The following is a 13,635-nucleotide window of genomic DNA, read 5'->3' as shown; positions in this document are numbered from 1 at the left end:
TTTATTTTGGCCGTTATGTGATCGAGTATGGCACGCAAGCTACTACGGCGCTTTATCCCCAGCGCACACGCCATCAAGAGCAACCCCGCCCTGCATTTTCTCGGGGACCTGCTGCACGATCCCAACCTGTTTCACCTGAACCGCCACTCCGTTTCGGTCGCATTTTTTGTCGGTATTTTCGTCGCGTTCATTCCACTGCCAGGCCAGATGCCCATCGCGGCGCTGCTGGCGCTGCTGCTGCACTGCAACCTGCCTATCTCGGTGGCCCTGGTGTGGATCAGCAATCCCCTGACCATGCCCGCGATTTTCTTTTCAACCTACCAGTTGGGCCGCTGGCTGCTCGAGCTGCCTCCGGTTCAGGTCTCCCTCGAGCTGAGCTGGCACTGGCTGATGCATGAGTTCAGCCTGATCTGGAAACCGCTACTGGTGGGCTCGTTGCTCTCGGGGTTGGTTTTCGGCGTAATGGGCTATGTGGTGATGCAACTGTTCTGGCGCTGGACTGTGGTCAAAAGCTGGCAGCGACGCAAATTGAGACGCCGCTCATCACCGCCGAAACCCGACCGCTGAGCCCACTTACTCGAAGCGCAACGCTTCGGCCGGTTGCACGCGTGTTGCCCGCCACGCAGGGTAAAGACTGGCCACCAGGCTGAGCACCAGAGCCGTCCCGGCCACCTGGGCCACATCGGGCCAGTGCAGATCCGAGGGAAGGTAACTGATGGGGTAGACGTCAGACTGCAAAAACTGAACGCCCAACAGCCCCTCAAGCCATTGAACCCAGTCCGTCACCCAATAAGACAGCGTCACGCCAAGTGCGGTACCGATACCGGTTCCGACGACGCCAATCATCCCCCCCTGAATCATGAAGATACCGAGAATTTCCGCGCTGGACGCCCCAAGCGTTCTCAGAATGGCGATATCCCCCTGCTTGTCCACGACCACCATGATGAGGGTCGAGACCAGATTGAAGGCGGCGATGGCGATAATCAGGAACAGGAGCAGACCCACCAGCTGTTTCGACATGTGAATCGCCTGGTAGAGGTTACCGTGAGTGCGGGTCCAATCCGAGCTGTAGTAGCCACCGGGCAGATCGTACACCAGATCCCGGGCCACTTGCGGCGCGGAAAACAGATCGTGTACCTGGAACCGTATGCCACTGGCAGCCCCGGGGTGCCCGGTCAGTCCGGAGGCGGTCTCCAGGGCGGTGAGGGCCAGGTTATTATCCAGCTCGGTACCGGTGTCGAACACCGCCAGGACGGCCAGGGCCTGAACCCGGGGCGCGCCCTCCCCCGCCGGCACCACCAGAATCAACTTGTCATCAACCTTGACCGACAGGGACCGGGCCAGCCCGGCCCCCAGCAGCACGCCCCGGGGGTTGTCCGCGAGGCGGTTCCATATCCCCTCGGGGAGATAGTCAGAGAGCACCGCCAGGGAATCCCGCTGCTCCGGCGGTACCCCCACCAGGCCCACGGGTGCCACCTCACGCTTGTGGGAAAGCAGCCCTTCCAACTGAACAAAAGGCGTCGCCGAGGTCACGCCGGGATGGGCATTCACCCGCGCGGCCAGATCCCGGTAATCGGCCACTCCGTCCCGGTGATACAACGCGGCGTGAGGCATGATGCCGAGAATGCGATCGCGCAGCTCCCGGTCAAAGCCGTTCATGATCGCCAGCACGGTAATCAGCAGCGCCACCCCGATCACCAGGCCGACAATGGAGACCGAGGAAATGAACGAGACCAGATGGCTGTGCCTTCGGGACAACGCATAGCGACGTCCAATCAGCCCAATATAACCAGTGTTACCCATGCAGGGCTCCATCTTCCAGCGTCAGAGTCCGATCCATTCGCGCCGCCAGGCTCAGATCGTGAGTCACCACGACAAAACTGGTACCGCTGTCCCGGTTCAGCTCTGTCATCAGCGCCTGAATGGATTCCGCCGTATGGCTATCGAGATTACCGGTCGGCTCGTCCATCAAAACGCAGGCGGGCGAGGTCACCAGCGCCCGGGCAATCGCCACCCGCTGACGCTCACCGCCAGACAGTTCCGAGGGTTTGTGACTGGCCCGTTCGCTGAGCCCGACCCGTCCCAACATGGCGCGAGCTCGCTGGTGAGCTTCGCCTCGGGAGGACCGGCCGATCAACAGCGGCATGGCGACATTCTCCAGGGCGCTGAACTCCGGCAACAGATGGTGGAACTGATACACAAAGCCGAGCTTGCGGTTGCGCAGGCGACCCCGTTGGTCGGCACTGAGTGTGCGCAGCGACTGCCCCGCCACTTCCACATCCCCCTCATTGGCAAGGTCCAAGCCACCCAGAATGTTCAGCAGGGTCGATTTTCCGGAGCCGGACGCGCCGACGATCGCCAGACGCTCACCCGGAGCCACGGCCAGATTCACCGCGTTGAGCACCGACACCGTCTGCGGGCCCTGAGCGTAGGTTTTATGGACGTTGTGGCAGCGCAATACTGCGGTTGAATCACTCATAGCGCAAAGCCTCTGCTGGTTCGATTTTCGCCGCCCGCCAGGCGGGATAGAGCGTGGCCAGGAAGCTGAGGAACAGGGACACCGTACAGATGCTCAGAACGTCCTGCCACAGCAACTGTGACGGTAAATGACTGATGAAATAAACGGAGGGATCGAATACCCGAACGTCCAACAGGCCTTCCAGAGTCGTCACAATGGGACCGATATACAGTGCCAGCACACAACCGAGCAGTGCGCCCACCAAAGTACCGACAAAACCGACCGTTGAGCCCTGCACCACAAACACCGCCATGATCTGTCGGGCCGTCATCCCCAGGGTACGCAGGACGGCGATATCGCTGCGTTTGTCGGCCACCATCAGAATCAGGCTGGAAACAATATTGAAGGCGGCCACCGCAATGATGATACCGAGCAAAACGGCGATGACGATTTTCTCCATTTTAACGGCCTGGAACAGACTCCCCTGGGTCTGACTCCAGTCGCGCACCCGCAGCTCTCCAGGCAGTTCGGAGGCCAGCTCCCGCATCACCGGACTCGCCCGGTAAATGTCCTCCACCTGCACCTGAACGCCCTGCACCCCCTGATAGCGGAACAGTCGTCGGGCATCGTCCAGATGGATCAGGGCGAGCCGTTGATCCATCTGCGCCCCCACTTCAAAGACGCCGACCAGAGTGAACCGGCGCACACGGGGGTAAACACCGGCCGGAGTGACCCGAATATCCGGCAGGGTAATCGTGACCGAATCCCCCAGCGCCAGACCGAGTTGACGGGCGAGCAGACGCCCCATGACCACCCGGAACTCACCGGGCTGCAGCTCCATAGTGGAGCCAAGTAACATGCGGGACTCCACCACCGAGACATCAGACTGGTATTCCGGCGCAATGCCCTGAATCTGGACGCCTTCCGAACCACGGCCGTAATTGACCAGCCCGAAACCTTCGATATAGGGTGCAACGCCGCGCACCTCCGGGTGCTGTCTGACGTGGTCTGCCACTGCGCGCCAATCCGCCAACTCCGGCGTGCCATCGATGAAGCCGTGGGGCACCACACTGAGAATCCGCGATTTCATCTCGCGGTCGAAGCCGTTCATCACTGACAGAACGACGATGAGCGCCATCACACCCAGCGCCATGCCCAGCAGGGAAAAGGCGCTGATGAAAGAGATAAACTGTTTGCGGCGCTTGGCGCGCGTGTAGCGCAGACCGATATGTAGCGGGACGTTGATTGGCATGAGCGCATTTAACCCTATTGACCTGAACGCCACAAGCCCGGCAGGTGGATTTGCCGGGCCGCGCAGCGTCAGTGACGCCACAGAACGTCATAGTGGCGGGGCACACCGGCAACGCGGTATGCTATACCTTATTACAATGACAAAAGCCTGTTGCGGGACTGTTATGCCTGAACGACGACTCTATTTTCGCATCGACGACTACCTGGACCTGGAATACCTGGCCGTCGACGAAGACACGCTCCAGCACACGCCAGCCGAGAACCTGTTTCCCGGCGCGGCGGCGCTCAAGACTTACGCGGAGCTGAAGAAAATTGACAGCGAATCGAGCCAACTGTTCTATCAGATCAAGGATCGCGATCGGCAGATTGCCGATTACCTCTATCTGCTCAATCGGAAAATTGACCTGCTCGCCCAGCAGCTGATCAGCGAACCCCGGCTGCACGGGACCCATCCAACGGACCAGCGACGCGTCAACATCAGCGAAGGCGGACTGGCCTTCAGCAACCGGGAAGCGCTGACGATTGGCCAGGCGGTGGCCCTGAACCTGACGTTCCTGCCCACCTACGTCGGGTTGGCCATCTACGCCCGAGTCGCACGCTGTGAACCACTTCGCACCGGCGGCTACGAAATTGCGGCAGAATTCGAAACGCTGACAGACCCGCAACAACACCTTCTCAGCCAACAGATCATGCGCGCCCAGATGGCGGAGAAACGCCGCCTGCAGGATATCGATCCCGACGAAAAGGGCAACCTCTACTCCAAAGGAGCTTCTTCATGACGACGTTTCGATCCTACACCCTACTCGCCCTGGGTCTGACCCTGGGGCTGGGATTATCATCCGCCTCGATCGCCGACCGGGTGGAAATTCCGGTAGGCCAGCAAGGGGCCGAAAACGCGGGCGACGTGCCGACCAATGGCATGACCCAGGAGCGCGTCGAGTCGCGTTTTGGTGCGCCTCAGGAACGCCGTGCAGCGGTCGGCGACCCACCGATCTCCAGTTGGGTTTACGAAGACTACGTAGTCTATTTTGAGCACGACAAAGTGCTACGCACGGTATTGAAGCACCGCCCCCGGGCGGGGGCGGCACCCGCTAACGACGGTTGATGCGGTTGATGCCGTCCAACGCCGCCAGGCGATAGGCTTCTGCCATGGTGGGATAATTGAAGGTGGTATCGAGGAAAAACTGTATGGTGTTTCCCGCGCCACTCTGACTCATGATGGCCTGACCGATGTGAACAATCTCGGCGGCCTCTGCCCCAAAGCAGTGGACGCCCAGTATTTCCAGGCTGTCGACGTGGAACAGTATTTTCAACATCCCCACGTCTTCGCCACTGATCTGTCCCCGCGCAGTGTTTTTGAACAGCGCCCGGCCCACTTCATAGGGCACTCTCGCCGCGGTCAATTCGGTTTCCGTCTGCCCGATGGAGCTGATTTCCGGCAGGGTATAAATACCGGTAGGCACATTGGTGACCGGCTTGCAGGGCTCCCCGGTGATCACTGCCGCGACCGCCCGTCCCTGATCAAACGACGCACTGGCGAGACTCGGCCAGCCGATCACATCGCCGACCGCAAAGATGTTGTCCACCGAGGTTCGATAATCCTGGGACACCTTGAGATTGCCCCGGTAATCCACGTCCAGCCCGGTCGCCTCCAGATTCAGCTTGTCGGTATTACCACTGCGCCCATTACACCAGAGAATCGCATCTGCCTTGAGTCGCTTGCCAGACTTCAGACGCAGCGTCACGCTGTGATCATCGGCCTCAATGGATTCGTATTCTTCGCTGTGACGTACGGTCACATCGCTGTCGCGCAAGTGGTAGCTGAGCGCGTCGGAAATCTCGTCATCCAGAAATGAAAGCAGCCGATCGCGATTGTTGATCAGATCCACCTTCACCCCGAGACCGGAAAAGATGGACGCATACTCACAGCCGATAACGCCCGCTCCGTAGATGATCATATGGCGGGGAGTGTGCTGCATTTCCAGAATGGTATCGCTGTCGTAGACTCGTGGATGACTGAAATCCACATCCGCCGGCCGATACGGGCGCGAGCCGGTGGCGATGATGATCGACTCGGCGGTAATCGTTTCCTGGGCACCATCACCCGAGTCGACATTAACGGTATTGGCATCCACGAAAGAGGCCATCCCGGTATGCAGCGTCACGCGGTTGCGGATATAAAACTCCGTGTGCAACTCGACCTGCTTGGGAATCACCTTGGAGGCCGCCGCCAACACCCTGGGGTAGGACAGCCAGCGAGTATCCCCCATCTCCCGGAACAGACTGACACTGTTGTAGCGAATCAGTTGCTTAACCGCATGACGAAGGGATTTGGACGGAATAGTACCTTTGTGCGCACAGTTGCCGCCCACATGGGCCCGACTTTCAATTACGGCAACTCGCAGATTGGATTTTGCCGCCGACATGGCAGCGCTTTCACCCGCTGGTCCGGACCCGATTACCAGCACATCGTAGGTGTGATCAGCCACTAGGATTAATCTCCTGATTGGGTTTTGGAGGACGTTGCTCTCTCTTTACCCTCTGATGCCGCCCCCTGGCTGGCATCGTACGCCAAATCGTCGACGGGCAGACCCGCCTGCTGACGTTCGTTGATGGTTTTGCACTTTTCTTCGTCGTTACCACACAAATCACAGACGTAGTCTTTCTCGCCCAGGGCGGCGCCGACACCGCCACAGGAACCTTTGAGCGGCTGGCGGCCGAACAGAACGCCGACGGACATCCCTACCACCACCAGAAGCATGACCAACAGGGAAACCAGAACCATACCCATGTGTTACCTCACCTGCCCTTGGGGCTTTCGTTGTGCACGTTCACTGCTGACGCTCAGCGCCAGGGTGCGAATGCACTGGAATAGTCATCAGTAAAACCGTCATCGGTTTTGACAATCATATACACGGGGAGTTTTTCCCGCTCCGCCAGCGCCATACCCGCTTCCGGCCCCAGCACATTCAGTGCCGTCGCCCAGGCATCGGCCTCCGCAGAGGTTGGGGCCAGCACCGTAACGGAGGCCAGGCGATGGGCTATCGGCCGTCCGGTGCGCGGATCGATGGTGTGTGAGTAACGCACACCGTCGCGCTCATAGTAATTGCGATAGTCTCCCGAAGTGGCCATCGCAATATCCGTCAACGCCAGTGCCTTGCGGCCATCACCCTGAACCAGGCTGGGCTGCTCTACGCCAATGCGCCAGGCATCACCCCGGGGACTGCTACCGCTGAGCCGGACTTCGCCCCCGATTTCGACCAGATAATGCTCGTAGCCCTGAGCCTCAAGCCAATCGGCCAGATGATCCACGCCGTAGCCCTTGGCCACGGCCGAGAGATCCAGACGCACATCACTCAACCGACGGGCCCGCTGACCATCGAGCGCCACCTGGGCATAGCCCATCGCCGAACGGGCGGCCGCAATCGCCGCATCGCTGGGTACCTGTTCTGGCTCAGCCAGAGGGCCAAAGCCCCACAGGTCGACCAGCGGCCCCACCGTAATGTCGAAAGCGCCCTCACTGCGCTCACTGATGCGCCGGCTGATGGCCAACACCTCAGCCAGTGGTTCCGACAGCGACTGCCACTGCCCGACCTCCGAGCGATTGAACTGCATCAACTCGGAGTCATCGATGTAAGTCGACATCTGCTGATTGATCTGCGCCAGCTCCCGTTCCAGCCCAGCCTGAATCTTCGCGGCGTCCACCGGCGGAGACTGGTCGGTCACCACCAGGGTGACGTTGAACGTCGTGCCCATGGTGGGCCCGGAGAACCGGTGCGCCTCGTGTTCAACACGAGGCTCGCAGCCGCCCAGCAGCAAACCTAAAAACAAAAACGAGGCCAGCAGTACCGGCCCCGTTTTTATTGTTGTGAGAACCTTGAACAAATCCTGTCCTCTATTAACCGCCGAAGTCGTCCAGCATGATGTTCTCGTCTTCTACGCCCAAGTCCTTGAGCAGTTTGATGACGGCAGCGTTCATCATCGGTGGCCCACACATGTAGTACTCACAGTCTTCCGGCGCCGGATGATCCTTCAGGTACATGTCGTACAACACGTTGTGAATGAATCCGGTCGGCCCTTCCCAGTTATCTTCCGGCTGGGGATCGGACAGCGCTACGTGCCACTCGAAGTTCTCGTTCTCTTCCTGCAGCTGATCGTACTCTTCGTGGTAGAACATTTCGCGCAGTGAACGCGCACCATACCAGAAGGTGATCTTGCGATCGGTTTTGATCCGGCGCAGCTGATCAAAGATGTGTGAGCGCATGGGCGCCATACCGGCACCACCACCGATGAAGACCATTTCCGCGTCGGTGTCCTTGGCAAAGAACTCACCAAAGGGCCCGTAAACGGTGATGGTATCGCCCGGTTTCAGGCTGAACACGTAGGAGGACATGATGCCCGGCGGAATATCCTTGGAGCCCGGAGGCGGCGTCGCGATACGAATATTGAATTTCACGATACCGACTTCTTCCGGGTAGTTTGCCATGGAGTAGGCGCGCATGACCGGCTCGTTGACCTTGGATTCCAGATCGAAGAAACCAAAGCGCTCCCAGTCGCCACGGAATTTCTCTTCAATGTCGAAGTCCTTGAACTTCACATGATGCGGCGGGCACTCGAGCTGGACGTAACCACCGGCACGGAAATCGACGTTCTCGCCTTCCGGCAGCTTCAGTGTCAGCTCTTTAATGAAGGTCGCCACATTCGGGTTTGCCTCAACGGTGCACTCCCACTGCTTCACACCAAACACGTCTTCCGGCACTTCGATGACCATGTCTTCTTTGACCGGTGTCTGGCAGGACAGGCGCCACCCCTCACGGGCCTCGCGCTTGGTGAAGTGACCTTCCTCGGTCGGCAGCATGGCGCCACCGCCCTGCTCTACCACACACTTACACTGTGCGCAGGTACCGCCACCACCACAGGCCGACGGCAGGAACAGGCCCGCATTGGCCAGGCTCTGCAGCAGCTTGCCGCCGGCGGGGACCTGGATTTTTTTCTCGTGGTTGATCTCGATCGTTACGTCGCCACTGCTCACCAGTTTGGCGCGGGCGCTCAGGATGATTACCACCAACGCCGCAACGATGACGGTAAACATGACCACGCCCAATATAATTTCCAAATTCATCTAGCCTACCTCGCTGGTTACAGGTCGATGCCGCCGAAAGACATAAAGCCCAGGGACATGAGACCGACAGTAATGAAGGTAATGCCCAGGCCACGCAGGCCCGCCGGCACATCGCTGTACTTCATCTTCTCGCGAATACCCGCCAGAGCGGTAATCGCCAGGGCCCAACCGACGCCGGAACCGGCACCGAAGGCAACACTCTCGGCAAAGTTGTAGTCGCGCTCCACCATGAACAGCGAACTACCCAGAATGGCGCAGTTCACGGTAATCAGAGGCAGAAACACACCCAGAGCGTTGTACAGCGCGGGCATGAACTTATCCAGCACCATTTCCAGAATCTGAACCAGCGCGGCGATCACACCAATGTAGGTAATCAGACCGAGGAAGCTCAGGTTGACATTGGGCAGACCGGCCCACGCCAGGGCCCCATCAGCCAATACGTAGGTGTAGAGCAGATTGTTCACCGGTACGGTAATCAACTGCACGACCACGACCGCAATGCCCAGGCCAAAGGCGGCACTGATTTTCTTGGAGATTGCCAGGAAGGTACACATCCCCAGGAAGAACGCCAACGCCATGTTTTCAATGAAAACGGTCCGTACAAAAATACTCAGTAACTGTTCCACGATCAGGCCTCCTGCGGCTTGGTGTTAGGCGCCATCTTGAACTCTTCTTCCTCAACCTGCTCCGGCTTCCAGGCGCGGATGGCCCAGATAAAGAAACCGATCAGGAAGAACGCGCTCGGCGGCAACAGCAACAGACCGTTCGGCACGTACCAGCCACCCTCGGTCACCGGGGTCAACAGAGTGACGCCAAACAGGCTGCCGGAGCCGAACAGCTCGCGGATGAAGGCCAGACCCAACAGGATGACGCTATAACCCAGGCCATTACCCACGCCGTCGATAAAGCTCGGCAGCGGCGGGTTCTTCATGGCAAAGGCTTCGGCGCGGCCCATGACGATACAGTTGGTAATGATCAGGCCTACGAAGACCGACAGCTGCTTGCTGATGTCATACGCCACCGCCTTCAGTACCTGATCCACCAGAATCACCAAGGAGGCGATGATGGTCATCTGCACAATGATCCGGATACTGCCCGGAATGTGATTGCGCACCATGGAGACAAACAGGTTGGCAAATGCGGTTACCGCGGTCAGGGCGATACACATCACCACCGTCACGCTCAAACTGTTGGTAACAGCCAGAGCCGAACAGATACCCAGAATCTGCAGCGCAATCGGGTTATTGTCAAAAATCGGTTCAATCAGAAGTTGCTTGAGCTTCTTCATGGCTTAGGCCTCCCCTTCGCGCAAGTTCTTCAAAAACGGCTTGAAGCCCATATCACCCAGCCAGAACTCCACCAGGTTATCCACGCCCTTGCTGGTCAGGGTAGCGCCCGAGAGGCCATCCACCTTGTACTGGGCATTGGGGTCGGAGGAGTCGACACTGCCTTTGATGACCGACAGTTGGACCTCGCCATCGTCGCCGTAGACTTTTTTACCGTCCCACTGGGCCTTCCAGCTCGGGTTATCCACCTCACCGCCGAGACCGGGCGTTTCGGCGTGTTCGTAGAACGTAAGACCAGCAACGGTATTACCGTCGGCTTCGATTGCCATAAAGCCATAGAGAGTGGACCAGAGTCCGTACCCGCGAACCGGCAATACCAGTGTCTGCAGCTCGCCCTGCTCGTTCTCCACGAGGAACACCTCGGCGTAGCGTTCACGACGGGAAATGCCCGCGATGTCTTCATCACCGCTGAGGTCCATGGAGCGGCTCGGATCTTTGGCCGCTTTCCACTGATCGTAGCTGTCCGGGTCCACTTCATCGGTGAACTGGCCAGATTCGAGATCCACCACACGGGTTTTGATCCGTGATTCGAAAATCTCTTCGACGCTGCCCTCTTCCCCGCTGAGACCGGCCGCAGCAATGATATTGCTCTTGAAATCCAGTTCCTGGTTCATCTGCTGCATGGGGCGCAACAGCACGGCGGCTGTCGACACCACGACGGAGCAGACGATACACAGTGCCAGAGTCACTGTGATGGTCTTTTTGATCGTATCGTTATTAGCCACGTGCCAACCTCCGCTTGATATTCGCCTGTACAACAAAGTGGTCAATCAGGGGGGCGAACAGGTTGGCAAACAGAATCGCCAACATCATCCCCTCCGGGAAGGCCGGGTTGACGACGCGGATCAACACACACATGAGGCCAATCAGAGCGCCAAACCACCAGCGACCGGCGTGAGTCATGGAGGCGGATACCGGATCCGTGGCCATGAACATCATGCCGAATGCAAAACCGCCCACGACCAGGTGCCAGTACCAGGGCATGGCAAACATCGGGTTGGTGTCGGAGCCAATCGCGTTGAACAGTAGCGTGGTGGCGATCATACCCAGCATCACACCGGCCACAATCCGCCAGGAGGCAATACCCATGATCAACAGAATGCCGCCACCGATCAGAATGGCCAGTGTGGACACTTCACCAATGGAGCCGTGGATGTTGCCAATGAACGCGTCCATCCAGCTCATCTGCTGGTATACGCCGTCCATACCCTGCTGGAAGGCGACCGACAGAGCAGTAGCACCGGAGTAACCATCGACCACGGTCCAGACACTGTCGCCGGACATGGACGCCGGGTAGGCAAAGTACAGGAACGCACGACCGGTCAGTGCGGGGTTCAGGAAGTTCTTGCCGGTACCGCCGAACACTTCCTTACCGACCACAACACCGAAGCTGATACCCAGAGCCGCTTGCCACAGGGGCAGATCCGGTGGGCAGATCAGGGAGAACAGAACCGACGTAACAAAGAAACCTTCGTTCACTTCGTGACCGCGTACAGTGGCAAACAGGACTTCCCAGAAGCCGCCAACCACGAACACCACGAAGTAGATCGGGATAAAATAGGCCGCACCGTGCCAGAAAGAGGCCCAGATGCTGCTGGCGTCATAGCCGCCCATCATTTCAATAAAGGCACCCCGCCAACCTTCCACCGAGGCGATACCCATATCCGCCATGATGGTATTGGCCTGAAAGCCCATGTTGTACATGCCGTAGAACATGGCCGGGAAGGTGCACAGCCACACGGTGATCATGATGCGCTTGAGGTCGATGCCGTCGCGCACATGAGCGGTGGTTTTGGTCACACTGGCAGGGCGATAGAAAATGGTGTCCACCGCTTCGTACAGGGAGTACCACTTTTCCAGTTTGCCGCCCTTGTGGAAGTTCGGCTCGATCTTGTCGAGATAGTTGCGCAGAGCTTTCATACCTTAGCCCTCCTTCTCAATAGTGGTGAGATTGTCGCGCAGGATCGGGCCGTATTCGTATTTGCCCGGGCACACGAAGGTGCACAGGGCCAAATCTTCCTCGTCCAGCTCAAGACAACCCAATTGCTGGGCGGTCTCGGTATCCCCGACAATCAGGGAGCGCAGCAACTGCGTCGGCAGAATATCAAGCGGCATCACGCGCTCGTAGGCACCCACCGGCACCATGGCACGCTCACTACCACCGGTGGTGGTGGTGAAGTTGAACTGCTTGCCTTTGAACAGCTTGGAGATGTAAATGCCCATGACGGAAAAGGCATTGAAACCGGCGCGCAGGTAGTGAAGCATCGGGCGATCGTTGCCCTCTTCCAACACGGACACCTGCTGGTGGTAGCGTCCCAGGTAGGCCAGCGGGCCACGACCGTTACGACCACCAAAGACCGAACCGGAAATCAGGCGGTTCTCGGCAGGCTTGAGCTCGCCAGCGGTCAGTTCTTCGAGGTTGGCACCCAGACGGGTACGCAGCAGACGGGGCTTCTCGACCTGCGGACCACCCAGAGCCACCACACGACGGTTATCCAGCTTGCCCGTGGTAAACAGCGTACCAATGGCGATCACGTCCTGATAGTTGACGGTCCAGACCAGCTTTTTGTCGCTGACCGGGTCGAGGTGGTGGATGTGGGTGCCCGCATTGCCGGCCGGGTGTACGCCACCAAACTCTTCAGTGACAAAACGCTCGCCCGAGGCAGCGGGAATATCGGCGCCAGCGGCCTTACAGACAAACACCTTGCCCTCGGTCATCCGACTGAGCACAACCAGGCCCTGCTTGAACGCCTCGGCCTGCTCGGCAACGATCACCTCCGGGTTGGCCGCCAGCGGATTGGTGTCCATGGCAGTCACAAAGATGGAATTGGGCTTGCTGTCCAGAGCCGGGACCTTGCTGAACGGGCGGGTCCGCAGCGCGGTCCACAGGCCAGATTCGTTCAACAGGGCGCGGGCGTCCTCGTCAGACACCTGCGCCGGGTCCGTGCCCTTATAGGCCTCGAAGGTCTCGGCGTCGTCGCCTTCGACATCGATCACAACGGACTGCAGCACCCGGCGTTCGCCACGATTGATGGCCGCCACGGTACCGGAGGCGGGTGCGGTATAGCGCACGCCTTCCGTCTTTTTATCGGTAAACAGTAACTGACCGAGCTTGACCTTGTCCCCCACCTGGACCGCCATGGTCGGTTTCATACCGTGGTAATCGAAACCGATGACAGCCACAGAGCGGATTTTTGGACCCTCGCTGATGGCCTGCTCGGGCACACCGGATATAGGTAAATCCAATCCCCGACGGATCTTTATCATACGTCTCTGCCTAATCACTCGTTGGATAAACTGACCTGAAGGGGAAACATCCCCAACCGATCGGTGTCGTATGCCGGGCTAACGGATTGCACTTCGCACACTCAACCCCAGCGGCCCGACAGTAACTGGGTTGCGATATTCAAATGTGTGCGGATATATAGTTGTTAGAAGCGCAAGTTCCAGGTGCCTGA

Annotated in this window: 15 protein-coding genes; 3 read left to right on the top strand and 12 right to left on the bottom strand. The window is 58.8% G+C overall.

Annotated features, from left to right (window positions below; all coding sequences use genetic code 11):
* Window positions 1-27 precede the first annotated feature (27 nt).
* On the top strand, window positions 28-567 hold the full coding sequence (locus B3187_RS15960) for a DUF2062 domain-containing protein (protein WP_123637480.1): 540 nt from the start codon (window positions 28-30) through the stop codon (window positions 565-567).
* A 6-nt stretch (window positions 568-573) separates the two neighbouring features.
* Here the strand turns inward: B3187_RS15960 and B3187_RS15955 are convergent, their stop codons facing one another.
* From B3187_RS15955 to B3187_RS15945, 3 genes are read right to left on the bottom strand one after another with little or no spacing between them, the layout of a single operon-like run.
* Complete coding sequence (locus B3187_RS15955) at window positions 574-1,803, bottom strand: lipoprotein-releasing ABC transporter permease subunit (protein ID WP_286807441.1); 1,230 nt, start codon at window positions 1,801-1,803, stop codon at window positions 574-576.
* Window positions 1,796-2,479 carry a lipoprotein-releasing ABC transporter ATP-binding protein LolD gene (gene lolD, locus B3187_RS15950; protein ID WP_286807440.1) on the bottom strand — a complete coding sequence of 228 codons (684 nt, stop codon included), beginning with the start codon at window positions 2,477-2,479 and terminating at the stop codon, window positions 1,796-1,798. Before lolD ends, B3187_RS15955 begins: the two co-directional genes overlap by 8 nt.
* Window positions 2,472-3,710, bottom strand: coding sequence for a lipoprotein-releasing ABC transporter permease subunit (locus B3187_RS15945; protein WP_286807438.1), 1,239 nt, complete (start codon window positions 3,708-3,710; stop codon window positions 2,472-2,474). The genes lolD and B3187_RS15945 overlap by 8 nt, the downstream gene beginning before the upstream one ends.
* 163 nt (window positions 3,711-3,873) lie before the next feature.
* On the opposite strand from B3187_RS15945, the gene B3187_RS15940 reads away from it, so the two are divergent.
* Together B3187_RS15940 and B3187_RS15935 are read left to right on the top strand one after the other, a co-directional pair.
* Complete coding sequence (locus tag B3187_RS15940) at window positions 3,874-4,488, top strand: PilZ domain-containing protein (protein WP_286807437.1); 615 nt, start codon at window positions 3,874-3,876, stop codon at window positions 4,486-4,488.
* On the top strand, window positions 4,485-4,814 hold the full coding sequence (locus B3187_RS15935; protein WP_286807436.1) for a hypothetical protein: 330 nt from the start codon (window positions 4,485-4,487) through the stop codon (window positions 4,812-4,814). The genes B3187_RS15940 and B3187_RS15935 overlap by 4 nt, the downstream gene beginning before the upstream one ends.
* On the opposite strand, the gene sthA is transcribed toward B3187_RS15935, so the two are convergent.
* Genes sthA through B3187_RS15890 form a run of 9 tightly spaced genes read right to left on the bottom strand, consistent with a single transcriptional unit; the run spans window position 4,801 to window position 13,444 of the window.
* Window positions 4,801-6,198, bottom strand: coding sequence for a Si-specific NAD(P)(+) transhydrogenase (gene sthA, locus B3187_RS15930; RefSeq protein WP_286807435.1), 1,398 nt, complete (start codon window positions 6,196-6,198; stop codon window positions 4,801-4,803). The two genes, B3187_RS15935 and sthA, sit on opposite strands and share 14 nt — an antisense overlap.
* A gap of 5 nt (window positions 6,199-6,203) precedes the next feature.
* On the bottom strand, window positions 6,204-6,500 hold the full coding sequence (gene nqrM, locus B3187_RS15925) for a (Na+)-NQR maturation NqrM (protein ID WP_123637486.1): 297 nt from the start codon (window positions 6,498-6,500) through the stop codon (window positions 6,204-6,206).
* A 53-nt stretch (window positions 6,501-6,553) separates the two neighbouring features.
* A complete protein-coding gene (locus B3187_RS15920; RefSeq protein WP_286807434.1) occupies window positions 6,554-7,594 on the bottom strand; it encodes an FAD:protein FMN transferase in 1,041 nt (346 codons plus the stop codon).
* A 13-nt stretch (window positions 7,595-7,607) separates the two neighbouring features.
* The gene (gene nqrF, locus B3187_RS15915) at window positions 7,608-8,831 is read right to left on the bottom strand and encodes an NADH:ubiquinone reductase (Na(+)-transporting) subunit F (protein ID WP_286807433.1); all 1,224 of its coding nucleotides are present in this window, start codon (window positions 8,829-8,831) and stop codon (window positions 7,608-7,610) included.
* Window positions 8,832-8,848: 17 nt separating this feature from the next.
* Window positions 8,849-9,457, bottom strand: coding sequence for an NADH:ubiquinone reductase (Na(+)-transporting) subunit E (nqrE, locus tag B3187_RS15910; RefSeq protein WP_123637489.1), 609 nt, complete (start codon window positions 9,455-9,457; stop codon window positions 8,849-8,851).
* Window positions 9,458-9,459: 2 nt separating this feature from the next.
* Entirely contained in the window at window positions 9,460-10,119 is a 660-nt protein-coding gene (locus tag B3187_RS15905) for an NADH:ubiquinone reductase (Na(+)-transporting) subunit D (protein WP_123637490.1), read from the bottom strand.
* 3 nt (window positions 10,120-10,122) lie between these two features.
* On the bottom strand, window positions 10,123-10,902 hold the full coding sequence (locus tag B3187_RS15900) for a Na(+)-translocating NADH-quinone reductase subunit C (RefSeq protein WP_123637491.1): 780 nt from the start codon (window positions 10,900-10,902) through the stop codon (window positions 10,123-10,125).
* Window positions 10,895-12,097: an NADH:ubiquinone reductase (Na(+)-transporting) subunit B gene (locus B3187_RS15895; protein WP_123637492.1), complete on the bottom strand. Its 1,203-nt coding sequence runs from the start codon at window positions 12,095-12,097 to the stop codon at window positions 10,895-10,897. The genes B3187_RS15900 and B3187_RS15895 overlap by 8 nt, the downstream gene beginning before the upstream one ends.
* Before the next feature lie 3 nt (window positions 12,098-12,100).
* Window positions 12,101-13,444, bottom strand: a complete 1,344-nt coding sequence (locus B3187_RS15890; protein WP_123637493.1) for a Na(+)-translocating NADH-quinone reductase subunit A — start codon at window positions 13,442-13,444, stop codon at window positions 12,101-12,103.
* Between the last annotated feature and the right edge of the window lie 191 nt (window positions 13,445-13,635).

The sequence above is a fragment of the Marinimicrobium sp. UBA4209 genome, from assembly GCF_002381585.1.
Taxonomy (GTDB): domain Bacteria; phylum Pseudomonadota; class Gammaproteobacteria; order Pseudomonadales; family Cellvibrionaceae; genus Marinimicrobium; species Marinimicrobium koreense.
This window is presented reverse-complemented; position numbering and strand designations above follow the sequence as displayed.